This window comes from Massilia sp. (assembly GCF_031995545.1).
Lineage (GTDB): Bacteria > Pseudomonadota > Gammaproteobacteria > Burkholderiales > Burkholderiaceae_D > Telluria.
Genome location: NZ_DAMAGA010000003.1, coordinates 68,126 through 91,054, shown reverse-complemented (window position 1 = coordinate 91,054; position 22,929 = coordinate 68,126). Strand labels below are relative to the sequence as shown.

Here is a 22,929-nt window from a genome sequence, read left to right as displayed (position 1 = left end):
CCTGGCGCATCAGGTTCTCAATCGTAACGCGCATCCGTCGCCATCGCCACCACCGCGGCGCCGGCGGCGACGATCAGCGCATCTTCGATCAGGCCGCTGCGGGTCTGGCCGATGCTCGCCATCGCTTTCTTGCGGCCGGCCAGCGTCAGGTAGGCCAGCGGCACCGCGGTCGCGATCGCAACCGCCGCGCCTGCTTTTTCACGTCCCTTCGGCGCCAGCGCGGCACCGGCGATGCCTGCGCTCATGACGCGTGCCAGCAGCCCCAGGAACACGGTGCGGTCGGGCGCGCTCTTCATCTTGTCGCCGTACAGTTCGCCGGCGCCCATCGCCAGCGCGCCGTACTTGAACAGCGGACGGTCGAGCAGGGCCAGGCGGCCCGGGGTGCCGCGCCCGGCCAGGCGCGCGGTGGCCAGCGTGGCCATCGGGGTCATCGAACGGGCGCTGGCGACGGCGCCGATCAGGGCGGAGGAAAGCAGGCTGGGTTGGTTCATCATGGACTCCTTTACACATTGAAAACGAATACTCAACTGTAAACATCCGTTTGCCATTGTGTCGCCACTTACGCCCGACCCCGGCAGCGCACGGCTTCAGCCCCGGCTTGCCATGCCCCTCCTTACAAATATTCAAGCTGCGATGCATTCGCCGGATATTCCTCGGCCAGCTCGGTCAGGCATTTTTTCATGAATCAGTTGTGAATGAACTTGGTGAACACGTCGCTGAAATCGCGCTTGGTATGCGTGTCGAGCATGGCCGTGTTCAGCGCCGCCAGCAGCGCCCCATACTGGCTGACCAGGCCGCCTTCGCCCGGCGCGATATTCAGCTTGTGGACCGAGGCCGTGGCGTCGAGCGCGCGCAAGGCGTTTTCGCGGCACAGCGCATCACGCTGCTGCTGCTTGCCGATCGTGAACAATGCCTTGTAGATGTTCTTCAGCGGCTCGATGAAAGCCTTCTTGATGTCGATCGAGAAGCGCGTGTCATCCAGGTTGAATTTGAGCTCGATGTCCATGTCGAGCGTGCCGGCCGTCTCGATGCTGACGTCCGTGATCCGGTGCGATGCGTAATCGTAGCGCTTGATCGAGCGCTTCGACGACACTGCCGAATCACCGTCCACGTGCACCAGTGCCAGGTTGGTGAAGCAGTATTCGTCCTTCTTGCTCTTGATGAGGAAAAAGATCTGTTCGCCGTCTTCGTTGAACAGGTAATCGTCAGCATCGACCTTGCTGTAATCCTCGGGGCCGACGATCACGCCGATATCGCTGATGCCCAGTGCTTCCGCCGCAAATTTCTTGAACATGTCCGTCCTCGCCTGTTGGAAAAGATCACAGTAGCACCGCTTCACCCCGCCGATCAATACGCCATGGGTGAGGCGGGGCAGGACACGCGACAGATCAATGCAAAGCGGCGCGCAATGCCGACGCCTCGAAATACACGTGCCGGATCACCGGATACTCGGCGGCGATCGCCGCTTCCAGCCGGGCAATCGCCTGCTCGACTTCGTCGATGCGCATGCCGCGCCGGAACTGCACCGAGGCCGCCAGCAGCACGTCCTCCGGGCCCATCTGCATCGTGCGCAGGCTGGCCACCGAGTCCAGCGCCGGCTCGCGCCCGAACAGTTCGCGCAGCGCGGCCAGCTGTTCGCGGTCGATGCTCTCGCCTACCAGCAGGCCGCCGGTCTCGCGTGCCAGCGTGAAGGCGGCGCCGATCAGCAGCAGGCCGATCAGGATCGAGGCGGCCGGGTCGAAGTACGGGTTGTTGAAGTAGTGACCGAGCGCGATGCCGGCGGCGGCGACCGCGATGCCCAGCAGCGCGGCCGAATCCTCGATGAAGACCGTGAACACCGAGGCGTCCTTGCTGGCGCGGACCGCCTGCCACAGCGTCATGCCGGGCGCACGCGTTGCGTTCAGCGCCTTGCGCGACAGGTTCCAGCTATAGCCTTCGAACAGCGCCGCCACGCCCAGCACCACGTAGTTCCAGAACGGGTCTTCCAGTGGCGGCGGGTCTTGCAGCGCCGCGACGCCGTGGTAGATCGACAGGCCGCCGCCCAGCGAAAACACCGACAGCGCGACGATCAGCGCCCAGAAGTACATCGATTTGCCGTAGCCGAACGGATGCTTGCGGTCGGGCGCGCGCGTGCTGCGGCGCTCGCCCAGCAGCAGCAGGAATTCGTTGCCGGTGTCGACCGCCGAGTGAATCCCCTCCGCCACCATCGACGCGCTGCCGGTAATGCCGGCCACGATGAATTTGGCGGTGGCGATGCCGAGGTTGGCGACGATCGCGGCGTAGATGACTTTTTGCGAGTTGCTGCGCAAAGCGTTGCCTTGCGCGGGGGACGGCGCAACGACATCGTCGGCGTTGGACGTGAACTTTTCCATGCGTTTTTCCTCATTCATCGGTCAAGCATAAGGAAGGCCGGACGCCGGCTCTGTACGGCTACGCACCAGTGCGCGCGACGGTGTCACCGCCGTTTCAACGCGCCCACGAAAATCTGACAAGGATTATTGTCTGAAAAATACAACACATCTTCAGATTTCCTTTGGAAAACGATCTGGCAATCGAATCGCGATTGTGCAGCAAGTTGCCTGTTGGATAGAATTCCGCCCGTAAAAACAAATCATCGACAAAAAATTAACTGTCGATGATGTTCCACCCATGCCACACCACTGGGCGCGGCGCGCTTCATTTACCGTCGCCAAAACGCGGTAACGATTACCACTCGATACGCCATTCGGCCCGCTGCAACGTCGCAGCGGGTCCGCTTGCGATCGGGTTTTCCAAACACTTGATACCGGCATGATTTTGACGGCCAGCGCGCCGTCGGCACCTTTATTGAATCGACCATGAAACTCAGCTTCCGCAGCAAACTGTATCTCCCCCTGATTCTCAGCTGGCTATGCCTGTCGGCGATGACCGTCTGGCACATTCATGAAAGCCGCGAGCAGCGGCTCGAAGAACGCAAGCTCGCCCTCAAATTCACGACCGAAGTCGGCATGTCCACCGTGAAGGAATATGCCGAACTCGCCGCAAGCGGCGCGATGTCGGTCGGCGAAGCGCAGGAACAGGCATTGAAGCGTTTGAAATCGATGCGCTACGGAAAAGACGGCTATTACACCATCCTCAATTCCGAGCCGACGATGCTGATGCATCCGATGAAGCCAGAATTGATCGGCAAACCGCTGGCCGATTTCGCGGACAAGAATGGCGTGCATTTATTCAGCGAGGTCGCCGCCATCGCCAAAAAGAGTGGCGAAGGCTGGGTCGAATACGTCTGGCCCAAGCCCGGCCATCCGGACCAGCAGCAGGTGTTCCCCAAAGGCGCCTACGTGCTCACCTATGCCCCGTGGGACTGGAGTTTCATGACCGGCGTGTATCTCGACGACCTGGACCAGGCCTTCATGGCCGACCTGTGGCGCGCCGTATTCCTGCTGGCCGGCTGCGGCATCGCGCTCAGCGCCATCGTGCTGCTGGTGCTGCGCAGCGTGACCCGCTCGCTCGGCCAGGCGGTCGAGGGCGCCCATGCGGTGGCGCGTGGCGACCTGACGCACACATTCCATGTCGAGGGCGACGACGAGATCGGACGCCTGCTGTCGTCGCTGGCCAGCATGCAGCACAACCTGGCCAAGGTCGTGAGCGAAGTGCGCCAGGGAACCGACGCCATCGCCGCGGCGTCGTCGCAAATCGCCCAGGGCAATATGGACCTGTCGGCGCGCACCGAACAACAGGTGGCGTCGCTGGAAAAGACCGCGACCTCGATGGAAACCCTGGTCAGCACGGTGCGCACGAACGGCGAGCATGCGCGCCAGGCCAATACCCTGGCGCTGTCGGCATCCAATGTGGCGACCCACGGCGGCGCCGTGGTGTCGCAGGTGATCTCGACCATGGACTCGATCAATGCCTCCTCTAACCGGATCGTCGACATCATCGGCGTCATCGACGGCATCGCGTTCCAGACCAATATCCTGGCGCTGAACGCCGCGGTGGAAGCGGCGCGCGCCGGCGAGCAGGGCCGCGGCTTCGCCGTCGTGGCGGCCGAAGTGCGCAACCTGGCACACCGCTCCGCCGCTGCCGCCAAGGACGTCAAGGCGCTGATCGACGACTCGGTGGCGCAGGTCGAGGCCGGCGGCAAGCTGGTCGGCGAAGCCGGCAGCACCATGGAAGAGATCGTGTCCAGCGTCAAGCGCGTCACCAGCATCATCGGCGAGATCGCCGACGCCGGCCAGTCGCAGCAACAGGAGCTCAAGCAGATCAGCGACACCATCGTCGACATGGACAGCACGATGCAGCAAAACGCCGCGCTGGTCGAAGAAGCCGCGTCGGCATCGGCGTCCCTGCACGCCCAGGCACACAATCTGGCCGGTGCGGTGGGGGTGTTCAAGCTGGCGGCAAGCCGCGCCGCCATATCGGGCGCGCCGACCGCATTGCTGCGCTGACGGCTGCCCGCTCAATCCTGTTGCGCTTGCCGCCGGCGCCGCCAGCGGTGCCAGGCCGTCCTGGCGGCAAGCACAACGGCGAGCCAGAACAGCGCCGACCATCCCAGGCGCCCCCAGAGCAGATCATCGAGGCCGATCAGCAAGGACAGCGGATCGCGAGCGACAGAGCCTGTGGGCGAGGTGTGCGATCCATCCACGAGGAACAGTGCCGGAAAACCATATGCCAGCGCTGAACAGTAAGTCGGCTCGTCGATATATCCGCACACCCGCGTGAGGCGGCCCGGTACCAGCAGCGACAGGTAAGTCAGCGCGCCAGCGAGCGCGCAGATCCTGACGACGCTTCGAAGACGCGACGGCATCCTTCATTCTCCTCGATTGCACATCCTCACCGGCGCAGAATGACGCTGGCGCATCACTCTATCTGCGCGCCACGATAACTCGGCGGTACGCCCATTCCCGGCCACTGCAGGTCGTTCCTGGGTTTCCCATGGCACAGGCTATTGGACACGATGTCACCCGACAGAATCTCGCGGCAATTCCACATCACGGTGCCCCGGTGATTGAAATTATCCCAGGCGACATCGTAAAGCGATAACGGACGGGCTGGCATATTCCCCATTACGTTTTGCTTTGTCAGCACGGCAGGCGGTTTGCCTGCCCGATCGGTGTTCGCCGTCGTACAACCAGCTATGGCAAGACTGGCAAGCAGAAGGAAAAGCGATTTGATCATGGGCTCGCCGTCCTGAAATCCGTACTATTCAAAAGACTGCCAACGCTGCCACCTATGCTGCAGGTTTCGCCGCTTACTTCGATGGTGGTATTCATCGCGAATCGAATTGTTTTCTTCGGTTGTATCGCCAGCGTATCATTGTCGTGACGATCAGTGAGTTTCCTCCTGATAAATCTGGAATAAAATTCCAGAAGTCATTCATATCGGGATAATAAAAGATGGAAATGCTTTTCGGACTGGTTATTGCGGCGATTGTCGGCGTACTCATCGGCAAAGATGCTACGTCGCGAGGTATGAGCGGTATCGGTTGGGGACTTTTTTCATTCCTGATCTGTATCGTCGCTGTTCCAATTTACTTGGTTGTTCGTAAGCCACGCATCGCATGATCGATACGCTCGGCCAGCGCGTCGGCGTATTGATGATCGCCGCTGCGCTGGCATCGCTACCGGCTAACCCGCTAGTAAGAATCGAGGCAATAATCGGCCTATCGCCGGCGCCATTGGAACGCTACCTGGGTATCAAGAACGTTTTCAGCGGCATGACGGAAGGTATGCACCGGCTCGTTCATGGTGAACTAGCTAGGGCAATGGAAGTAAATGTCCTCACGCCCCTGGTTGCGCTGGCATTGATTGCCTGGGCATTGACAGGGTTTCGCCTGACCACGCGACGCCAGGAATGCTGGGCAGCAGTCTCATTCATCGGATTATCCGGGCTGGTCAATATTGTCCACCCCTTGCCCTGACCTTGGTGCACCTTCCAGCAAGTCTTCCGCCAGTCGAGACAAGGCCTCTTCCCGGTTCGAAAACCTGCCGAACAAATCCCGAACATTCAACTCTTCGCAGGAATCACCCGCGGTTTTACACCTTCGGTCGTCATCACCACCGGCTTGATCGTCCCATCCGCATTGAAGTACATGTGCTCGATCGCCATCTCGCGATGGTGGCCGTTGGTATCGTTCAACGGCCGGCGGTGGTAAGCGATATACCACTCGTCAGTGCCCGGCACGTTGACCACCGAATGGTGCCCCGCCCCTTTCGCGATCGTGGTGTCCTGCTGCAGGATGGTGCCGATGCGCTTGAACGGCCCGAACGGCGACGAGCTCATCGCATATGCCACGCGGTAATCGGGCCCGGTCCAGCCGCCTTCCGACCACATGAAGTAGTACACGCCCTTGCGCTTGACCATGAACGAGCCTTCCACGTAGGCGGGGTCGGGCGTAATTTCCTTGTAGGTGGTGCCGTCGGGGAATGGCACCACGCTCAGCAGATCCGGCGCGAGCTTGACCACGTTCGCATGCTTCCAGCCGCCGTAGTACATGTACACCTGGCCGTCGTCATCCTTGAACACCATCTGGTCGATCGGCTGGGCGCCGTTGTGGATCTTGTCGATCAGCGGCCGTCCCAGCGCGTCCTTGAACGGTCCCTCGGGACGGTCGCTGATGGCCACGCCGATGCCGCCCAGCTGGCCGTTGGTCTTGATGTCGTTGGCGCCGAAGAACAGGTAGTACTTGCCGTTGTGCTCGATCGCCGACGGCGCCCACAGCGCATATGCCGCCCACGCCACGTTCTCGACGTCGAGCACGTGCGAGTGCTTGGTCCAGTTGACCAGGTCGGTCGACGAGAACGCATTCATGAAGGTCTGCTTGAGGTAGGGTTCCCAGATCAGGTCGGACTGGGCGCGCATGCGCTGCTGCTGCGGGGTGAACGAGCGCGATGCATCGGGCGTGCCGTAGTGGTCGGAATAGGTCGGGTAGATCCAGTAGGTCTTGCCGTACAGGCGGATTTCCGGATCGGCATACCAGCCGGGAACGATCGGATTGGCGGCGCCGGACGGCGCGCTTGCAGCGCCGATCAGGGCCATGGCCAGGGCCTGTGCACAGGCGGCGGCGACGGTTTTTATTTTCATTGCTGTGATTCTCCCAACGTGGTTTCAATCCAGGGTCAGGCACCGCATTGGCTGGCGACGGTCTCCTCGTCTCAGCCCGATATTCCTGCCCTGCCTCCAATCAATTCTCGAATGCGCGCCGCCAGCGTGTCCACCGTGAACGGCTTGGTCAGCACCGACATGCCCGGCTCCAGCTGGCCGCCGTTCAGCAGCGCGGTCTCGGCGAAGCCGGTGATGAACAGCACCTTCAGGTCGGGCCGGCCGACGCGCGCGGCGTCGGCCATCTGGCGTCCGTTCATCATGCCCGGCAGGCCGACGTCCGAGATGAGCAGGTCGACGCGCGCGTTCGACTGCAACACCTTGAGCCCGCCGGCACCATCGGGCGCTTCCAGCGCGGTGTAGCCGAGTTCGCCCAACAGGTCGGTCACCAGGATGCGCACGCTCGGCTCGTCGTCCACCACCAGCACGGTCTCGCCGGCGCCGGCCAGCGGGGCGGCGGCACCGGCACCCGCGCCATGCCTCAGGCCGTCGTCGCGGTCGGCTTCGCCCAGGTGGCGCGGCAGCAGGATCGAGACCGTGGTGCCCTCGCCCACCGTCGATTCGATCCGCACCTGGCCGCCCGACTGCTTGGCGAAGCCGTAGATCATCGACAGCCCGAGGCCGGTGCCCTGGCCGAGCGGCTTGGTGGTGAAGAACGGGTCGAACGCCTTGGCGATCACGTCCGGCGGCATGCCGGTACCGCTGTCGGACACGCACAGCGCCAGGTACTCGCCTTCGGCCATGTCGTATTCGCGCGCCTGGGCGGCGTCGATGCGGCGGTTGGCGGTGCCGATCGCGATCCGCCCGCCTTCGGGCATGGCGTCGCGCGCATTGATGCACAGGTTCAGCAGCGCGTTCTCGAGCTGCGACTGGTCCACCAGCGCCGGCCACAGGCGCAGGGTGCAGTCGGTCTCGACCTGCACGCTCGGGCCGACGGTGCGCCGGATCATGTCCAGGATGCTGCCCACCATGGCGTTGACGTCGGTCGATTTCGGCGCCAGCGTCTGGCGGCGCGAGAACGCCAGCAGGCGGTGCGTCAGCGCCGCCGCGCGCCGGGTCGCGCCCAGGGCCACGCCGATGTACTTGTCGGTCTCGTCCATGCGGCCCTGCTTGATGCGCATGTTCATCAGCTCCAGGCTGCCCGAGATGCCTGCCAGCAGGTTGTTGAAGTCGTGCGCCAGGCCGCCGGTGAGCTGGCCCACCGCTTCCATCTTCTGCGACTGGCGCAGCAGGTCCTGGGCGCGTTCCAGCTCGGCCTGGCGCTCGCGCTCGACCGTGATGTCGCGTGCCGAGCAGTAAACCTTGCCGTCCTCCGGCACCGCCACCCAGGACAGCCAGCGCCAGCCGCCCGCCTTGTGGCAGTAGCGGTTCTCGAGGCGCAGCGCCGGCAGGTCGCGCTGCAGCATGTCGTTCCAGGACGCCAGCGTGCCGTCCTGGTCGTCCGGGTGCACCCGGTCAAGGAAATACGTGCCGGCGACCTCGTCCTCGCTCCAGCCGAGCATCGCTTCCCAGGCCGGGTTCGAGGCTTCGAAATAGCCATCGTCGCCGAGCACCCCGATCAGGTCCGGACTGACCTGCCAGGTACGGCCACGCGCCAGCGCCTGGGCGATCACTTTCTGCTCCAGCTCTTCATTCAGGGCGCGCAGTTTCAGGATCGCATGGTCGCGCTCGGCTTCCACGGCGCGGCGCGCCTGGACATCGATCAGCACGCCCGGGAAGCGCAAGCCGCTGCCGTCCGGCGCCAGGTCGACCCGGCCGTTGGCTTCGATCCAGTAATAGTGGCCGTCGGCGCGTTTCACCCGGTACTGGTGGGCATAGTGGCCGCCGCGCGCGATGACTTCGTTGATGGCCTGGGCCAGCCCGGCCTGGTCGTCCGGGTGCACGGTGGAGACCACCTGCGCCAGGCTCAGGCCGACGCGGCCCAGCGCCGGATCGTGGCCGAACGAGCGCGAGAACGCTTCATCCACCGTGAAGCGATCGGTCGTCAGGTCCCAGACCCAGGTGCCGATGATGGCGCCGGCGGTCAGCGCCAGCTGCACCCGTTCGGCATCCTGGCGCGTGCTGGCTTCGCTTTCGCGCAGCACCGCTTCGCTGGTGGCGCGGCGGCGCTGGGTCAGCACCGCTTCGGTGGTCTCGATGCAGTTGCACAAGATGCCGAGCACGGCGCCATCGTCCGCGCGCACCGGGCCGTAGGAATAGGTAAACCAGGTCTGTTCGGCGTAGCCCTTGCGCTGCATGACCAGCGGGATGTCGTTCATGCGGTGCGATTCGCCGCGCACCAGGGTGCGCTCGACCAGCGGCGCCAGCACGTCCCAGATCTCGGGCCAGACGGTGCGGAACGAGCGCCCGAGCGCGGCCGGGTGCTTGTCGTGCAGGATCTCGGCGTAGGCGTCGTTGTAGATCAGGATCTGTTCCTGGCCCCAGACCAGGAAGCTCGGGAAGGCCGAATCGAGCATGATGCCGACGGCGGTGCGCAGCGTGGCCGGCCAGCTGGAGACGGACCCGAGCGGCGAGGCGCGCCAGTCGAGGGCGCGAATGGCGGCGCCCATGGCGCCGCCGCCGACCGGGAACATCCCTGCCTCGTTCATGCGCACGGCAGCCCTGGACGGCTTGCCGAAATGGATATCGAGAAAGGGTGGCGTGTGGTCATACCGCATTATGGCATGAGTGCCAAAGCGTACGATCATATCGGGCCCGGACATGCAAGCGGGCGGTGAGAATGTGCGTATTTCTGGAACCCATCCATAAGCTAATCTATTCGCCCTGGATGGCGCGACGCGTCGTGCAGCGCCACTCCCCCTTTTGTGAGGATCAACAGGACCGTGAACCACGCGATCGACATCGTGCACCCCGGCGCTGCCATCCATGCGGTGGCGCGGCCCTGCGCCAGCTGCGGCGCCCAGGTAGAAGGCAATTTCTGTTCGCATTGCGGCGAGGCGGCGGTCGCCCATCCGCCGTCGGCCGGAGAATTCCTGCACGAGTTCGTGGGCCATTACGTGGCACTGGAAGGCAAGCTTTGGCAGACGCTGCGGGCGCTGGTGTTGGCGCCGGGACGGCTGACGCTTGATCACCTGCGCGGACGGCGGGTGCCGTTCGTCAATCCGCTGCGCCTGTACCTGACGCTGAGCCTGATCGTGTTCGCGCTGATCAAGATCGTCGGCGTGGATCTGCCGCAGGTGTTTTTCACCGAAGAGAGCTACGGCGTCGTCTACAAGCATACGACCAACGACACCCCCAGCGGCAAGCCGCGCAGCGTCGCCATCGATGTCACGGTGTCCGCCGCGGACTCGGAAAAATTCGAACCGCTCAAGGAAGCGGTGACGCAGTTGAGCGATGTGAACAAGACGTGGGCGCACAACCTGCAAGGCTTCGTCGCCGCGCCGCCCGCAGAGCAGGCCGCGACCCTGAACCAGGGGCTCCTGAGCAACCTGCCCTATATGCTGATCGGCGCGCTGCCGCTGTTCGCGCTCTACCTGAAGCTGATTTACTGGCGCACCAAGCGCCGCTATGGCGAACACCTGGTGTTCGCGCTGCACTACAGCGCCTTCGTGTTCCTGCTGGCCAGCCTGATGATGCTCATTCCGGGCAATGCCGGCTGGCTGATCGCCGCCGCCTATGCGCGCGTGCCCTCGCTGGCCGAGCCATGGGACTGGCTGCAACTGCTGCCGGCGCTGTGGATCGTCGCCTACCTGCCGGGCGCACTGCGCCGCGTGTATGGCGACAGCCGGCCGGCCGCCTGGGTCAAAGGGCTGGCGCTGCTGGCCGTGCACGCGACGGTGATCCTGTCCCTCATTGCCGGCGCCGAATTCATGGCGGTGCTCAGGCACGGCTGATGCAGCGCACTAGTCTGGAAAGCGCAGCTCCGCCAGCGTCCCCTGCCCAGGATGCGACGACATGCTCAAGGTCCAGCCGAAGCGTTCGCACACGCGGCGCGTAAGGAACAAGCCCAGTCCCTGTCCGCCGCCCTGCTTGGCCGAATCGCGCAGCGCCCGGGTGTAGCGGCGCGCCGCCGCCACCGTGTCGAAGCCGGCGCCGCTGTCCTCGATCGCCAGCCGCCCGTCCGCCAGCCGGATCCGGATCGCGCCCTGCCAGGTGTTCTCGGCGGCGTTGCGCAGCAGGTTGCCGACCACGATGCGCAGGATCGCTTCGGGACACGCCACCCACAGCGGCTGCAGTTCCCCGATCTCGAAGCGCGCGTCCTTACCGTCCAGCAGATGGCAGTGGTCGTCAACCAGCTGGGTGAGCAGCGCGTCGAGCCGGGTGCTTTCCAGCGGCGTGCCGGCATCGCCTTCGCGCGACAGGAACAGCAGCGCCGCCATCGTCTCGAGCAGGCCGTCGGTGGTGGACTGGATGCGCTGCAGCGGCGCGGCCGCCGCCGGCGGCAGGTCGTACAGCTTGAGCACGTCGACGGCGCCGGCGATGACCGCGATCGGGGTGCGGAATTCGTGGCTGGCCTGGTCCAGCAGGCTGCGTTCGCGCTCGATGAAGCGCTCGACCCGCTCCAGGTGGCGGTTGACCAGCACCGCGATGTCGTGCAGCTCGCTCAAATCGAAGTCGGTGGCCAGGCGCTGCGACGGCTGCTCCGGGTCGAGCCGGTCCATGCGCAGGGCCAGCAGCCGGACCGGACGGCGCATGCCGCGGTACAGCCACAGCAGCGAAGCGATGATGGTCAGGCCGCTCACGAGCGCAACCAGGACGCTGATGAATCCCATCATGTTCTGGTCGTTCTCGAGGTCGGTGATGTCGACCGCCATCACGATCCGTTCGCCATCGGCGAGCGGCGTGACCAGCACGGAATGGCTGCGATCGTTGTCGTACGCATCCATCGCCTGTTCGTCGTGGTAGCCGGGCGCCAGCTGCGCGAAGTAGGCCGGCATGCCGGGCGGCGCGGCGCCGTCCCTGACGCGCCAGCCGCGCAGCAGGCCCTGGGCCGGCAGCGCTTTATCGTCCACCAGGCGCTGGTCGGCCAGGTATTGCGCCGTGCTGGATCTGAGCAGCTCTTCCCAGATCGGATGCACCACCAGTTGCTGGCTCAGGTTGCCCTGGATGCTCAGCCCCAGCGCCAGCAGCAGGCCGAACAGCACGAACAGCATGCCGATCTTGCGCTGCAGGCTGCCGCCGCGCCACGGCATCCACGCGCTCTCCACCGCCGCCTTATTCATCGGACGCGCTCAGCCGGTAGCCGCTGCCGGCCACGGTGACCACCAGCTTGCGCTCGCAACCGGCATCGACCGCCTTGCGCAACATGTGCATGTGCGAGCGCAGCACGTCGTTGTCGGGCACGCGGTCGTTCCAGATCAGGGTTTCCAGTTCTTCGCGCCGCACCAGGCCGGGCGAACGCCGCATCAGCACTTCCAGCAGCTGGCGCCGCACCGGCGTCATCGGCACGCTGCGCGCGCCGCGCGTGACCTGCAGGGTCCGAGGTCGAAGCGCAGGTCGGCCACTTCCAGTAGCTGGCCGCTGGCCGGCGCGCCGCCCGCACGCCCCACCAGCACGCGCAGCCGGATTTCGAGCTCGGGCAGCGCCACCGGCTTGACCACGTAGTCGTCGGCGCCGGTGGTGAAGCCTTCGAGCTTGTGTTCCAGCTGGTCGCGCGCCGTGAGCACCAGCACCGGGATGCGCGAACCGGTGCCGCGCAGCCTGGCCAGCATGGTCATGCCGTCCATGCGCGGCATCATCCAGTCCAGAACCACGGCGTCGTAGTGGTTCCCCGCCAGCAGCGCCAGGCCGGATTCGCCGTCCGGCGCGGCGTCGGGATGGTGCCCGCAGGCTTCCAGGTAGTCGTAGATATTGGCCGCCAGGGCGGCGTTGTCTTCGATGATGAGAACGCTCAAAGCCTGCTTGATCATGTCGGTCGTCGCGTGAAGTGATTCTCGGTAGAAATTCGGGCCAGTATCTCATCAACTGCGGCATCAATTGCGCCGGCCCTTCGATGCCATCAGAAGCCGCGCGACAGGCCGATGAAGCCCGACACCACGCCGTCGGTGTCTTTTTCCAGCAGCGGGCTATCGGAGAGCTTGCCCGGCAGCTTGCGGTACGAGACATTGCCGATGAAAGCCCAGCGCCGCGCGAACGGGCGCACCACGTCGATGCCGACGCGGGCGATGGCGGCGCTGCCCGGCTGGTAGCTGCGCACGCCGCGCGCGACTTCCTCGGGCAAGGTGCCGTAGTAGTAATTGGCCAGCTTCTTCGACAGGTGCGACACGCCGATATTCGGCGTGATCCGTGCGCCGCCCCACTGGAACGGATAGCCGTAGGTGACGCTGGCTTCGAAGCCCTTGCTGGTGCCGGTGACGTCGCCCTTGACGCCGATCGTCAGTTGCCCCGCCGCGCCGCGCCAGGTGGAGGCCAGGCCCAGGTCGAGCGCGTTGTCGCGGTCTTCCAGCAAGGCGCGGTCGATCCCGTTGCGTGCCAGTTCTTCAATGCCGAAGTCGTCGCGGTCGATGCCGTCGATGCGAGCCGACAGCGTGGCATCGAGCGTAAAGGCCGGGCCTTGCACCAGGTGGGCGCCGCCGCTGATGCCGCGCCAGAAGAAGCGCTCGCCTTCGTAGGTGACCAGCGGAAACGGCGTGACGCGGGTGCCTTCGCCGGCATACACGGTGTCGGACACCGCGGTGCCGATGCCGAGACCCCAGCGCGGCGCCTGGGCCGGCGACTGGGTCAGGGTGGACGAGGCCTGCTGGGCGCTGGCGAAGCCCGGGGCGGTGCAGAGGATGGCGAGGACGAGGAAAGAATGCTTCATTGGGTACCCTGTAGTGTGGACGGTAAATGGATTGCTTGTGCCCAGGATGCGTCAGGCGTGTCGTTGGAATGTCGTTCGCGGGTTCAGTTGCGGCCCGGAGCCGTCACCACGGTGGCCTCGATCCAGCCGAGCACATTGCTCGAATGGCGCACCCGGTTGCCCGGCTGCAGATAGATGCGCCTGGCCGCTTCGCCCGCCAGGTAGCGTTCGATCGCCGCCACCTGCGCGGCGCGGTCCCTGGCCGTCATCACCTCCTTCATCACTTCGGGGCCTGGTTCGCGGAACACCACGCCGTCGCCGGTGCCGGTGAGCACGGCACTGTCGGTGCCGATCGCCCCGCGCGCGACCATCGGGATGCGTCCACCCGCATACGACCAGCTGCGCGTGCCGGCCTCGTTCAGCGTCTCGCGCACGATGGTGGGCAGGTCCTTGATCATGTCCGCCGCCCTCGCCTGCTGGCGCGGCTGGCCGTCGACGTGGGTGGCGATGGTGACCTCGGCCAGGAAGGCTCTCCAGTCGCGCGGCACTACCAGGAACGGGCCGGTCGGGAAGCGGTCGGCGCCGCTCTTGGCATCGGCGAAACCATCGCCCGAAGTGATGTTGCGCAGGTCGATATTGCGCACCAGCGTGGCGCGGTCGGAGAAGTCGCCGCACAGGAACAGGCCCTTGCGCGCGGCCTCGAAGTCGGCCATCGAGCGCAGCTCGCGGTCGAAGCGTGCGCACACCTCGACCTCGTAGTCGAGCAGCACGCCGGGCGCGGTGGCGACCGTCATGCGCGGACCCGTTGCAGGCGACAGCTTGGGAAACAGGAAGGCGCCTTCGACGCCGGTTTCCTCGCCGTGGGCCGGATAGTTGGTGCCGGCCGCGACGTGCGCCAGGCCGCGCGGACCGACGCCGAGCAATCTCTCCAGCGGATAGCGGCGCGCGCGCTGCGGCTGGCGCGCCAGGGCGTCGAGTGCGGCGCTGTCGAAGCGGTTGATGACGTCGAAGGCGTCGGCGCCGTGCAGGCCGCTCAGTGCGCTGAGGTCGATGGCCTGGATGCCGTCGCGGGCCAGCGACAGCACCAGCAAGGTGCTGGGGCCGGGCTCATCGGCGCCGGCGCGCAGCTGGGCGAAGGTATGCGCCTTGTCGAGCGGGGCCAATGCAACGCCGCGCAGGTCGGAAGCAGCTGAAGAAGTCGCCGGCGCAGCGGCCGGCGTATTCGCCAGCGCCGAACGTCCGTCAGGACTGGCCAGGACCAGGCAGGATGCCAGCGCGAGGCAGGCGATGGAGATGGCGGTACGGTGGGGGAACATGATGTCGACTCCGTGATGAAGGAGTCGGCATCGTAGTCAGGCGACTGTCGTTCGCCTGTCGTCGGCGCGCGCCCGGGCGGCGCGGCCGACGTGGTCAAGGCCTGGTCAGGCGGCCAGCGCCAGGTGGGTGCCGGCGGCGCGCGCCTGCGCCCGGGTCGACTGGGCGGTGGCGCTGATGGTGGCGGCGTCCACCTTGAACACGCTCACCATCTGCTGCAGCGCGCTGGCCTGGTCCTGCAGCGCGCCGGTGGCGGCCGCCGCTTCCTCGACCAGGGCGGCGTTCTGCTGGGTCGCCTGGTCCATGTGGCTGACCGCCTCGTTGATCTGGTTGATGCCGGCGCTCTGCTCTTCGCCGGCGGCCAGGATCTCGGCCATGATGTCGCTGACGCGGGTCACGCTGGAGACGATCTCTTCCATCGTGGCGCCGGTGCTGTTCACCAGGGCCGAACCGGCTTCGACATTGCTGACCGAAGTGGCGATCAGGTCCTTGATCTCCTTGGCCGCCGTCGCCGAGCGCTGCGCCAGGTTACGCACTTCGGCCGCCACCACCGCAAAGCCGCAGCCCTGCTCGCCGGCACGCGCCGCTTCCACGGCGGCGTTCAGCGCCAGGATATTGGTCTGGAAGGCGATGCCGTCGATGGTCGAGATGATGTCGACGATGCGCTTCGAGGAGGCGTCGATCGCGCCCATGGTTTCTACGACTTCGGCCACCAGCTTGCCGCCGCGGTTGGCCACTTCGGAGGCGCTGCGCGCCACGTTGTTGGCCTGGCGTACGTTGTCGGCATTGTGCTGCACGGTGCTGGTCAGTTCTTCCAGCGAGGACGCGGTTTCTTCCAGGCCGCTGGCCTGCTGCTCGGTACGCTGCGACAGGTTCAGGTTGCCGGCCGCGATCTCGCTGCTGGCGGTGGCGATCGACATGCTGCTGTCACGCACGCTGCGCACGGTGGTGGCCAGCTGGCGCTGCATATTGGCCAGGCCCTGCAGCAGCGCGCCCATCTCGTCCTTCGTCTCGACCTGCACATGGGTCGACAGGTCGCCCTGCGCCATCGCTTCGAAGTGGCCGAGCGCGTGGTTCAGCGGCTTCATGATGGCGCGCAGCAGCAGCACCGACGAAGCGGCCGCCAGAAGCACGCCCAGCAGCACTGCGCCGCCGGTCAGCCACATCATCGTATTGAACTGTTCGGTACGCTCGTCGAAGGCCTGCTTGGCGGCCTTCATCTGGTACTCGTCGAGCGCTTCCGAAGCCTTGTTGAAGGTGCCGTACAGCTTGGTCAGATCCTTCATTGCCAGCTGGTCGATGCGCGCAGCGTCGCCCTGCTCGACCGCGGTCGCGAGCGCCAGCAGGCCGTCATTGATGTAGCGGGTACGTTCGGATTCCAGCGTCTTGGCCAGCGCATCTTCCTCGCTGCTGCGCGGCATGGCCAGATAACGCTGCCATTCGCGGTCGGAATCGTCGATGAAGCTCTTGCCGCGCTTGAGGGTATTGGCGACGTCGGGTGCGTCCGGGTGGAACACGGCTTTGTCGTAGTTGAAGCGCGCGCGGTTCAGGAAATTCTTGGCGCTGTTGATCGTGATGCTCGATGCCAGCTGGTTCGAGTAAACGTGCTCGAGTGCGGCGTGCTCCTGGCGCTGGCCGATCATGCCCGCGGCACCAACGATGGCAATCAGCAAACCCAGCAGGGTCATGGTCGCGACCAGGCGGGCGCGTAACGAAAGATTAAGAAACATAGTGCCTCGGGGTTATCAAGGTTAGCATGGTGCAATAAAAGCGTTCACACCTTACCCCGAGTACCGCGAAAATTCAGCAGAAAAGTGCCGCAAAATTGTATCTATACCGACTTTCAGTTGGCTTTAGGCAACAATATGTGATTTTTTGCGGATTTCGCTGGAAAATAAGTAACATTTTAATTGTTTATTAAGCAATATAATCAGTCGATCCTGCCAGCCGGAAACGCGATCGGCGCCGTACGCATCAGCCCCAGACGCTGACGTACCAGCAGTGCGCTTAGCCCGAACGCCGTGACCAGCGCGACCGGCCAGAACGGCAGGCCAAGCAGCGCCATGCCGGCGATGCCGGCCAGCGGCCCGATAGAGCTCACTCCGTACGCAAGCGCCCACATCGCGAACACGGGCCAGGCATTGCTGCGTGCATGGTCGCGCAAGGCCAGGGCAAGCGCAGGCAAGGTCATGCAGCACACGCCGACCTGCTGCAACAGAGCGCTGCCGGACATGCCGCTCACCAGGCCCAGCAGAAGGGAGGCACCCGTCGCCATCAGCCAGATCGTCAGCAACTGGCGCAACTGAGCGCGCGCCAGCAGCATGTTGAAGCGGCTGGCATCGGCGGGAAATGCCGGCGCCAGGCGTACCAAAGCCTGCTCGCCGGTGGTGCGCGCCAGCCAGGCCGGGGCCATGCCGGCCTGGAACAGGAACACCAGCAGGACACCCGAAATCGTCACCCAGCTGATCTGCGCGAAATATCCCGTCATCAGGGGCAATATGCCGCGCTGTCCCATGACGATCAAGGCGCCGGTCACGACGGCTGCCAGCGCCAGCGCGTTCGCCAGTGTGGCCGGCAGGCTGCGGCCCAGCGCGCGCATCAGCAGCGCGCCCTGCTTCCCCTGCGCCACGGCGCGCCGCAACAGCACGCCATCCCACGCAAAGCGGCCCGGCTGACGCTCGGCGACCGGCATGCCAAACGCCGAGCCGCTGATCTGGTGCGTGAACATGTGCCAGTGGCGCCGGCCCGCCTGCGGGAACATGGCCAGCATCGCCAGCGCGCCGAGCGCCGCCAATACCGCCAGTCCCGGCTGCGACGCGATCATGCCGTGCGCCACGGTCGCCAGCCAGGCGGGCAAATGCTCCCTGAGAATGAATGCGCCCAGTAACGGGAAATAGATCAGCCGCGCTACCGGAATGCCGGCCGTCATGGCAGCCAGGCCCAACGTGAAGAATGCCGCCAGCCACAAGACCGGACCGGGCGTACGCGTGATCAGATAGCTGCCCATGCCGAGCACGCCAATGCCCAGCAGCCAGACCAGCAGGCTCAGTTCGATCAGGCGCCGGCGCATGCCCGGCACCAGTTGCGCGTTGGCCGGCGAATTGAGCTTGAGCGCCCCAGGCAGATAGGCCAGGGTCCAGGTGAACAGCAGGAAGCCGGCGGGGATGCACAGCGCCCAGCCGAGCCAGGCCTGCGTGCTGCCGGTGGCGCCGACGATCAGGGCCGATACCAGGGTCACGAAGATGGCCGCCAGCAACAGCAGGTGCCGGGAGAAGGAGCGCGTAAAACTCAGCGCCGCCTGCCACAGCAGCCAGTATTGGGCCAGGCGCGTGCTCATCGCGTCACCTCGAGGAACAGTTCTTCCAGGCTCAAGGGTTCTGCATGCACCACGGCCCCGGTGCGGCGCGCGCCTTCCAGCAGGTCGTCGAGCGGGCCTTGCAGCACGATCTTGCCGTCCTTGAGGAAGGCGACATCCAGTGCCACCCGTTCCAGGTCGGTCAGGATGTGGGTCGAGAACAGCACAGTGGTGCCGCGTTCGATCACGTCATCGATCAGCTCGCTCAAGAAGGCGCGCCGGCCGGCCGGGTCGAGCGCGGATACCGGTTCGTCCAGCACCAGCAGGTCGGGATCGTGGGCCAGCGCGCGGATGATCGACAGGCGCTGGCGCTCGCCGCCCGACAGCTTGCGGATCGGCTTGTTCAGCATGAGTTCATCGAAACCCCAGCGCGCCAGCAGCATCTCGACCCGCCTCTCGTTCCAGCGCGGGTACAGCGCCTTGAAGTAGGCCAGCATCTGCAGCGGCGTCATCCACTCGAACAGGTCGGACTTCTGTGGCACGTAGCCGATGCGGGCGCGGTTCGCGTCCGACAGCGCGGACAGCGGTTCGCCGAACAGTTCGATGCTGCCGGTGTCGCATTCGCGCAAGCCGAGCATGCATTCCATCAGGGTCGACTTGCCGGCGCCGTTGCGCCCCAACAGGCCGATCACCTGGCCCTGGCGCACCTCCCAGTCGAGTCCGTCGAGCACGGTCTTGCTGCCGAAGCGCATGGCGACGCCACGCATCTGGATGGGAGAAGCGGTCACGGTTGTTCCTTCAGGATGTGGGTGAAAAGAGCGAGCACGGTGTCGGGGTCGAGTTCGAGTTCGCGTGCTTCGCGCGCGGCGCGCTCCAGGGTCGGGCGCAGCAGGCCGGCGCGTTCGTGGGCGTCGTGCTTGTCGCTGGGCTGGCCGGCGACCGCCATGCCGATGCCGCGCCGGCGTACCAGTACGCCTTCGGTTTCGAGCAGGCCGTAGGCCTTGGACACGGTCATCGGGTTGACGGTGAGCTGCTGGGCGACTTCGCGCACCGAGGGCAAGGTCTCGCCCGGCGCCAGTTGGCCGCCGGCGACCAGGCGCCGGACCTGGTCGACCAGCTGGCGGTAGATCGGGTCGGATGAGCCGGGGACGATCGAGAACAGGTGGGTGAGCGGGATGGTCATTGCGTATTGGTGTATTAGTTGGTTAATACACTAACTACGCAGGGAGGAACTGTCAACGACTGGTGCTCATTTCATGCGTGGCGGGTAGCTACGCTGCCGTGATTGTTGGCCCTAAAAAGCGTCATCCCTGCACAGGGCGGGGATGACGGGGTAATTCAACGGCTAACCGATTACAAATGCGGCGTAATCTGCGGCATCAAATCATCAAACGTACGACCGACGCCATTCTCGCCGATCGCATGCATCTTCCATTCGCCGTTATGGCGATACAGCTTGGCCATGATCTGCGCCGAGTGCGAGCCGGTCACCGACAGGTTGAAGCGCGCCACTTCCTGGTTGTTGGCGGCGTTGATCAGGCGGCAGTAGGCATTTTCGACCGTCGAGAAGTTCTGGCCGGTGAAGCTGTTCACGGTGAACACCAGCGCCTTGATGTTGGCCGGCACGCCGTTCAGGTCGACCGAGATCTGTTCGTCGTCGCCGTCGCCGGCGCCGGTGCGGTTGTCGCCGCTGTGAACGATGCTGCCGTCACGGCTCTTGAGCTGGCGGAACCAGACGGTGTCGATCGCGCGGTTCGATTCGTCGAACAGCACCACCGAGGCGTCCAGGTCGACCGCTTCGGACTTGCCGCCGCCGAAGCCGAAGAAGCCTTTCGACTTGATCGCGTCCCAGCCCAGGCCCATGGTCACACGGCTCAGACCACCGCCGCCTTCCTTGTCCAGGGAAATCTTCTGTCCCTTTTGCAGATTGACTGACATTCTTGTTCCTCCTTATTTCGCAGGTTGCTGCATCCAGGCTTTGAATGCAGTACGGTTACGCGAACACACATACACCTTGCCGCGACCGGAGAAGCGCAGGACCATGCCTTCGCCGCTGGTCTGGCTGTTGATCAGATTGCCCAGGAAGCCGCCGCTGGTGCCGGTGGTGATCGAGATCTCGTAGCGCAGCGTGCTGTCCCAGCACACCACGTGCGAGTTGTCGATGATGGCGTCCTTGCCCGGCTCCACATCCAGCACCGACATCGAGCCGAAACCCGACACCACCACCTGGCCCTTGCCGCTGGTTTCAGTGACGAAGAAGCCGCCGCTCTGCGCGAACAGGGCGTTGCCGATGCTTTGCGTGCGCACCTTCAGGTCCACACCCGACGATGCCGCGACAAACGCGCCATCGCTGATGATGTATTGGTTCTGGCCGACGTCGGCGATCTGCATCGCGCCCGGGAGGGTCGGCGACAGCAGGCAGTCGCCGTCGCCGCGGGTGGCTTCGATGTGCTGCTGGAAGAACGATTCGCCGTTGGCGAAGGTGCGCATCAGGGCGCTACCGAGCCCGCCCTTCATCTTGCCTTTGAGGTCGAGGGTCGATTCCATCATCACCATCGCGTCGGATTCGCAATAGATGGTCTCGCCCTGCCTCATCGACACATGCAGGAAAGGATCGACATCCCCGGTCACGGTAAAAACTGGCATTTGGCTTCCTTTGAAAAGGGCGTTGGCGGCATGGCCTGGTTCATAGGCCATGCCGCTCGTATCTGACTAAGTAAAATTAAACGTTGACGCCGTAGTTGCGGGCCAGTGGGCCCAGGCCGCCGGCGAAACCCTGGCCGATCGCGCGGAATTTCCAGTCCGCGCCGTTACGGTACACCTCGCCGAAGATCATCGCCGCTTCGGTCGAGCTGTCTTCCGACAGATCGTAGCGCGCGACTTCCTGGTTGGTGGCGCCGTTGACGCAGCGGATGAAGGCCTTGCCCACCATGCCGAAGTTCTGGCGGCGCGCTTCGGCGTCGTGGATGGTCACGCCCAGCACCACCTTGTCGATGTCGGCCGGTACCTTGCTCAGGTCGATGGTGACGACTTCGTCGTCGCCGTCGCCGGCGCCGGTGGTGTTGTCACCGGCGTGGACCACCGAGCCGTCGGCCGACTTCAGGTTGTTGTAGAAGATGAAGTCGCTGTCCGAACGGACCTTGCCCGACGAATTGAGCAGGAACACGGCGCCGTCCAGGTCGAAGGCTGCGCCATCGGTGGCGCGGGTGTCCCAGCCGAGACCGACCTTCAGCTGGGTCAGGCCTGGGGCTTCTTTCGACAGGTTGACGTTACCGCCTTTTTGCAGACTGATTGCCATGATTGAGACTCTCCTGAAATGAAACTGCGTTGAACACCGGTTGATAAACGCAGCGAGCTGGTGTTCTGCCGCTCGCCGCGGATTCTGAATTCTGTGTTGCGGGTGTTCGTGTTACTCGCAGGGTTGGCGGCTATGCCGCCGACCCTACGTTGCTACTTGCCTCTTACGCGCCGAGTGCCGCGTGCTTCTTCTTGTACTGCAGCGAGCTCCACAGCGAAGCCAGGATGAAGGCCACGCCCACACCGCCGGTGATCAGCTCGGGTACATGCCACTTCATGCTGGCCAGCATGATCACGGCCAGGATGCCGATCGCGTAGTGCGCGCCATGCTCCAGGTAGACGTATTCGTCCAGCGTGCCCTTGCGCACCAGGAACACGGTCATCGAACGCACGAACATCGCGCCGATCGCCAAGCCCAGCATGATGATCACGACGTCGTTGGTGATCGCGAACGCGCCGATCACGCCGTCGAACGAGAACGATGCATCCAGCACTTCCAGGTACAGGAAACCGCCGATACCGCCCTTCTTGACCATGTCGCCAACTTCGCCGCCGCCTTCTTCGCTCTTTTCCAGCATGCTGCTGAGCATATCGACGCCAACATAGACCAGGATGCCCCACAGGCCGGCGATCAACACGACCATCTTTTGCGCTTCATCAACGTAAGTCATGCTGAAGAGCAAAGCAGCAATCGCGATCATCACAGCGATCGACGACACCTTGCCCAGTGCGCCGATCTTGGCCTCGAAGTTGCCCAGCCAGTGGGTTTCCTTCTCGTCGTCCAGCATGAAGTTCAGGAACACCAGCAGCAGGAACATGCCGCCGAAGGCCGCCACTTCAGCATGGTGGTTGGTCAGGTGCATGGAGAACGCTTTCGGATCCGACAGCGCCAGGTTCCACACCTCGGTAATGCCCAGGTCCGCGGCCACGGCCACGATGACCAGCGGGAACACCAGGCGCATGCCGAACACGGCGATGATGATGCCGACGCCCAGGAACAGCTTGATCCAGAACTCGTCCCAGTTCTTCAGCACCGAGGCGTTGACCACGGCGTTATCGAACGACAGCGAGACTTCCATCACCGCCAGGATCGCGGCCACGCCGAGCGCAGTGATCGCGCCGGCCGGACCTGCGTGGTCGTAGCCCCACCAGGCAGCCAGCGCCAGGCAGACTGCGGTCACGATGAATGACCAGGTAAAGTACTTCATTGGTGTTTCTCCCT

General features: G+C 64.6%; 24 protein-coding genes. 4 read left to right on the top strand and 20 right to left on the bottom strand.

The genetic code is table 11. From position 1 onward, the window contains the following. Window positions 1-17: 17 nt before the first annotated feature. From RTQ83_RS03920 to RTQ83_RS03910, 3 genes are all read right to left on the bottom strand, one after another. On the bottom strand, window positions 18-494 hold the full coding sequence (locus RTQ83_RS03920) for a hypothetical protein (protein ID WP_312511371.1): 477 nt from the start codon (window positions 492-494) through the stop codon (window positions 18-20). A 191-nt stretch (window positions 495-685) separates the two neighbouring features. After that, window positions 686-1,294: a PH domain-containing protein gene (locus RTQ83_RS03915; protein ID WP_312511370.1), complete on the bottom strand. Its 609-nt coding sequence runs from the start codon at window positions 1,292-1,294 to the stop codon at window positions 686-688. A gap of 94 nt (window positions 1,295-1,388) precedes the next feature. Then, the gene (locus RTQ83_RS03910) at window positions 1,389-2,372 is read right to left on the bottom strand and encodes a cation diffusion facilitator family transporter (protein ID WP_312511369.1); all 984 of its coding nucleotides are present in this window, start codon (window positions 2,370-2,372) and stop codon (window positions 1,389-1,391) included. Between the two features lie 465 nt (window positions 2,373-2,837). Between RTQ83_RS03910 and RTQ83_RS03905 the strand changes: the two genes are divergently transcribed. After that, the gene (locus RTQ83_RS03905; RefSeq protein ID WP_312511368.1) at window positions 2,838-4,427 is read left to right on the top strand and encodes a methyl-accepting chemotaxis protein; all 1,590 of its coding nucleotides are present in this window, start codon (window positions 2,838-2,840) and stop codon (window positions 4,425-4,427) included. Window positions 4,428-4,438: 11 nt separating this feature from the next. Here the strand turns inward: RTQ83_RS03905 and RTQ83_RS03900 are convergent, their stop codons facing one another. Beyond that, on the bottom strand, window positions 4,439-4,786 hold the full coding sequence (locus RTQ83_RS03900) for a hypothetical protein (protein ID WP_312511367.1): 348 nt from the start codon (window positions 4,784-4,786) through the stop codon (window positions 4,439-4,441). A 53-nt stretch (window positions 4,787-4,839) separates the two neighbouring features. Continuing rightward, entirely contained in the window at window positions 4,840-5,157 is a 318-nt protein-coding gene (locus RTQ83_RS03895) for a hypothetical protein (protein ID WP_312511366.1), read from the bottom strand. Window positions 5,158-5,375: 218 nt separating this feature from the next. Between RTQ83_RS03895 and RTQ83_RS03890 the strand changes: the two genes are divergently transcribed. Beyond that, window positions 5,376-5,543, top strand: coding sequence for a hypothetical protein (locus RTQ83_RS03890; RefSeq protein ID WP_312511365.1), 168 nt, complete (start codon window positions 5,376-5,378; stop codon window positions 5,541-5,543). Further along, entirely contained in the window at window positions 5,540-5,899 is a 360-nt protein-coding gene (locus RTQ83_RS03885; protein ID WP_312511364.1) for a hypothetical protein, read from the top strand. Before RTQ83_RS03890 ends, RTQ83_RS03885 begins: the two co-directional genes overlap by 4 nt. An 86-nt stretch (window positions 5,900-5,985) precedes the next feature. Here RTQ83_RS03885 and RTQ83_RS03880 read toward each other — a convergent pair whose 3' ends face one another. Then, entirely contained in the window at window positions 5,986-7,062 is a 1,077-nt protein-coding gene (locus tag RTQ83_RS03880) for a glycoside hydrolase family 43 protein (protein ID WP_312511362.1), read from the bottom strand. 71 nt (window positions 7,063-7,133) lie between these two features. Continuing rightward, complete coding sequence (locus tag RTQ83_RS03875; protein WP_312511361.1) at window positions 7,134-9,668, bottom strand: PAS domain-containing protein; 2,535 nt, start codon at window positions 9,666-9,668, stop codon at window positions 7,134-7,136. Window positions 9,669-9,902: 234 nt separating this feature from the next. Between RTQ83_RS03875 and RTQ83_RS03870 the strand changes: the two genes are divergently transcribed. Continuing rightward, window positions 9,903-10,913 carry a DUF3667 domain-containing protein gene (locus RTQ83_RS03870; RefSeq protein WP_312511360.1) on the top strand — a complete coding sequence of 337 codons (1,011 nt, stop codon included), beginning with the start codon at window positions 9,903-9,905 and terminating at the stop codon, window positions 10,911-10,913. Window positions 10,914-10,922: 9 nt separating this feature from the next. Here the strand turns inward: RTQ83_RS03870 and RTQ83_RS03865 are convergent, their stop codons facing one another. From RTQ83_RS03865 to RTQ83_RS03805, 13 genes are all read right to left on the bottom strand, one after another. Then, the gene (locus RTQ83_RS03865) at window positions 10,923-12,242 is read right to left on the bottom strand and encodes a HAMP domain-containing sensor histidine kinase (RefSeq protein WP_312511358.1); all 1,320 of its coding nucleotides are present in this window, start codon (window positions 12,240-12,242) and stop codon (window positions 10,923-10,925) included. Then, window positions 12,235-12,462 carry a helix-turn-helix domain-containing protein gene (locus RTQ83_RS03860; RefSeq protein WP_312511570.1) on the bottom strand — a complete coding sequence of 76 codons (228 nt, stop codon included), beginning with the start codon at window positions 12,460-12,462 and terminating at the stop codon, window positions 12,235-12,237. Before RTQ83_RS03860 ends, RTQ83_RS03865 begins: the two co-directional genes overlap by 8 nt. Next, on the bottom strand, window positions 12,459-12,929 hold the full coding sequence (locus tag RTQ83_RS03855) for a response regulator (RefSeq protein ID WP_312511356.1): 471 nt from the start codon (window positions 12,927-12,929) through the stop codon (window positions 12,459-12,461). Before RTQ83_RS03855 ends, RTQ83_RS03860 begins: the two co-directional genes overlap by 4 nt. Before the next feature lie 89 nt (window positions 12,930-13,018). Further along, a complete protein-coding gene (locus RTQ83_RS03850) occupies window positions 13,019-13,822 on the bottom strand; it encodes a MipA/OmpV family protein (RefSeq protein ID WP_312511354.1) in 804 nt (267 codons plus the stop codon). An 83-nt stretch (window positions 13,823-13,905) separates the two neighbouring features. Continuing rightward, window positions 13,906-15,117: a fumarylacetoacetate hydrolase family protein gene (locus RTQ83_RS03845; protein ID WP_312511353.1), complete on the bottom strand. Its 1,212-nt coding sequence runs from the start codon at window positions 15,115-15,117 to the stop codon at window positions 13,906-13,908. Window positions 15,118-15,222: 105 nt separating this feature from the next. Beyond that, a complete protein-coding gene (locus RTQ83_RS03840) occupies window positions 15,223-16,845 on the bottom strand; it encodes a methyl-accepting chemotaxis protein (RefSeq protein ID WP_312511352.1) in 1,623 nt (540 codons plus the stop codon). 200 nt (window positions 16,846-17,045) lie between these two features. Then, window positions 17,046-18,452: a hypothetical protein gene (locus RTQ83_RS03835; RefSeq protein ID WP_312511351.1), complete on the bottom strand. Its 1,407-nt coding sequence runs from the start codon at window positions 18,450-18,452 to the stop codon at window positions 17,046-17,048. Beyond that, entirely contained in the window at window positions 18,449-19,198 is a 750-nt protein-coding gene (locus RTQ83_RS03830; RefSeq protein ID WP_312511350.1) for an ABC transporter ATP-binding protein, read from the bottom strand. The genes RTQ83_RS03835 and RTQ83_RS03830 overlap by 4 nt, the downstream gene beginning before the upstream one ends. Next, window positions 19,195-19,593, bottom strand: a complete 399-nt coding sequence (locus RTQ83_RS03825; protein WP_312511349.1) for a GntR family transcriptional regulator — start codon at window positions 19,591-19,593, stop codon at window positions 19,195-19,197. Before RTQ83_RS03825 ends, RTQ83_RS03830 begins: the two co-directional genes overlap by 4 nt. 170 nt (window positions 19,594-19,763) lie before the next feature. Then, window positions 19,764-20,348: a TerD family protein gene (locus RTQ83_RS03820; RefSeq protein WP_312511347.1), complete on the bottom strand. Its 585-nt coding sequence runs from the start codon at window positions 20,346-20,348 to the stop codon at window positions 19,764-19,766. A gap of 12 nt (window positions 20,349-20,360) precedes the next feature. Next, window positions 20,361-21,056 carry a TIGR00266 family protein gene (locus tag RTQ83_RS03815; RefSeq protein ID WP_312511345.1) on the bottom strand — a complete coding sequence of 232 codons (696 nt, stop codon included), beginning with the start codon at window positions 21,054-21,056 and terminating at the stop codon, window positions 20,361-20,363. 76 nt (window positions 21,057-21,132) lie between these two features. Continuing rightward, window positions 21,133-21,708 carry a TerD family protein gene (locus tag RTQ83_RS03810; RefSeq protein WP_312511343.1) on the bottom strand — a complete coding sequence of 192 codons (576 nt, stop codon included), beginning with the start codon at window positions 21,706-21,708 and terminating at the stop codon, window positions 21,133-21,135. A gap of 163 nt (window positions 21,709-21,871) precedes the next feature. Further along, window positions 21,872-22,915 (bottom strand): DUF475 domain-containing protein, encoded by a 1,044-nt coding sequence (locus RTQ83_RS03805; RefSeq protein ID WP_312511342.1) that lies wholly within the window; start codon window positions 22,913-22,915, stop codon window positions 21,872-21,874. Between the last annotated feature and the right edge of the window lie 14 nt (window positions 22,916-22,929).

Bases quoted from the DNA above. Each gene is read 5' to 3' on its own strand.
- RTQ83_RS03910 (WP_312511369.1), bottom strand. From the start codon at position 2,372: ATGGAAAAGTTCACGTCCAACGCCGACGATGTCGTTGCGCCGTCCCCC.
- RTQ83_RS03915 (WP_312511370.1), bottom strand. From the start codon at position 1,294: ATGTTCAAGAAATTTGCGGCGGAAGCACTGGGCATCAGCGATATCGGC.
- RTQ83_RS03835 (WP_312511351.1), bottom strand. From the start codon at position 18,452: ATGAGCACGCGCCTGGCCCAATACTGGCTGCTGTGGCAGGCGGCGCTG.
- RTQ83_RS03820 (WP_312511347.1), bottom strand. From the start codon at position 20,348: ATGTCAGTCAATCTGCAAAAGGGACAGAAGATTTCCCTGGACAAGGAA.
- RTQ83_RS03840 (WP_312511352.1), bottom strand. From the start codon at position 16,845: ATGTTTCTTAATCTTTCGTTACGCGCCCGCCTGGTCGCGACCATGACC.
- RTQ83_RS03920 (WP_312511371.1), bottom strand. From the start codon at position 494: ATGATGAACCAACCCAGCCTGCTTTCCTCCGCCCTGATCGGCGCCGTC.
- RTQ83_RS03810 (WP_312511343.1), bottom strand. From the start codon at position 21,708: ATGGCAATCAGTCTGCAAAAAGGCGGTAACGTCAACCTGTCGAAAGAA.
- RTQ83_RS03900 (WP_312511367.1), bottom strand. From the start codon at position 4,786: ATGCCGTCGCGTCTTCGAAGCGTCGTCAGGATCTGCGCGCTCGCTGGC.
- RTQ83_RS03890 (WP_312511365.1), top strand. From the start codon at position 5,376: ATGGAAATGCTTTTCGGACTGGTTATTGCGGCGATTGTCGGCGTACTC.
- RTQ83_RS03880 (WP_312511362.1), bottom strand. From the start codon at position 7,062: ATGAAAATAAAAACCGTCGCCGCCGCCTGTGCACAGGCCCTGGCCATG.
- RTQ83_RS03825 (WP_312511349.1), bottom strand. From the start codon at position 19,593: ATGACCATCCCGCTCACCCACCTGTTCTCGATCGTCCCCGGCTCATCC.
- RTQ83_RS03845 (WP_312511353.1), bottom strand. From the start codon at position 15,117: ATGTTCCCCCACCGTACCGCCATCTCCATCGCCTGCCTCGCGCTGGCA.
- RTQ83_RS03855 (WP_312511356.1), bottom strand. From the start codon at position 12,929: ATGATCAAGCAGGCTTTGAGCGTTCTCATCATCGAAGACAACGCCGCC.
- RTQ83_RS03815 (WP_312511345.1), bottom strand. From the start codon at position 21,056: ATGCCAGTTTTTACCGTGACCGGGGATGTCGATCCTTTCCTGCATGTG.
- RTQ83_RS03805 (WP_312511342.1), bottom strand. From the start codon at position 22,915: ATGAAGTACTTTACCTGGTCATTCATCGTGACCGCAGTCTGCCTGGCG.
- RTQ83_RS03905 (WP_312511368.1), top strand. From the start codon at position 2,838: ATGAAACTCAGCTTCCGCAGCAAACTGTATCTCCCCCTGATTCTCAGC.
- RTQ83_RS03860 (WP_312511570.1), bottom strand. From the start codon at position 12,462: ATGACGCCGGTGCGGCGCCAGCTGCTGGAAGTGCTGATGCGGCGTTCG.
- RTQ83_RS03850 (WP_312511354.1), bottom strand. From the start codon at position 13,822: ATGAAGCATTCTTTCCTCGTCCTCGCCATCCTCTGCACCGCCCCGGGC.
- RTQ83_RS03865 (WP_312511358.1), bottom strand. From the start codon at position 12,242: ATGAATAAGGCGGCGGTGGAGAGCGCGTGGATGCCGTGGCGCGGCGGC.
- RTQ83_RS03885 (WP_312511364.1), top strand. From the start codon at position 5,540: ATGATCGATACGCTCGGCCAGCGCGTCGGCGTATTGATGATCGCCGCT.
- RTQ83_RS03875 (WP_312511361.1), bottom strand. From the start codon at position 9,668: ATGAACGAGGCAGGGATGTTCCCGGTCGGCGGCGGCGCCATGGGCGCC.
- RTQ83_RS03895 (WP_312511366.1), bottom strand. From the start codon at position 5,157: ATGATCAAATCGCTTTTCCTTCTGCTTGCCAGTCTTGCCATAGCTGGT.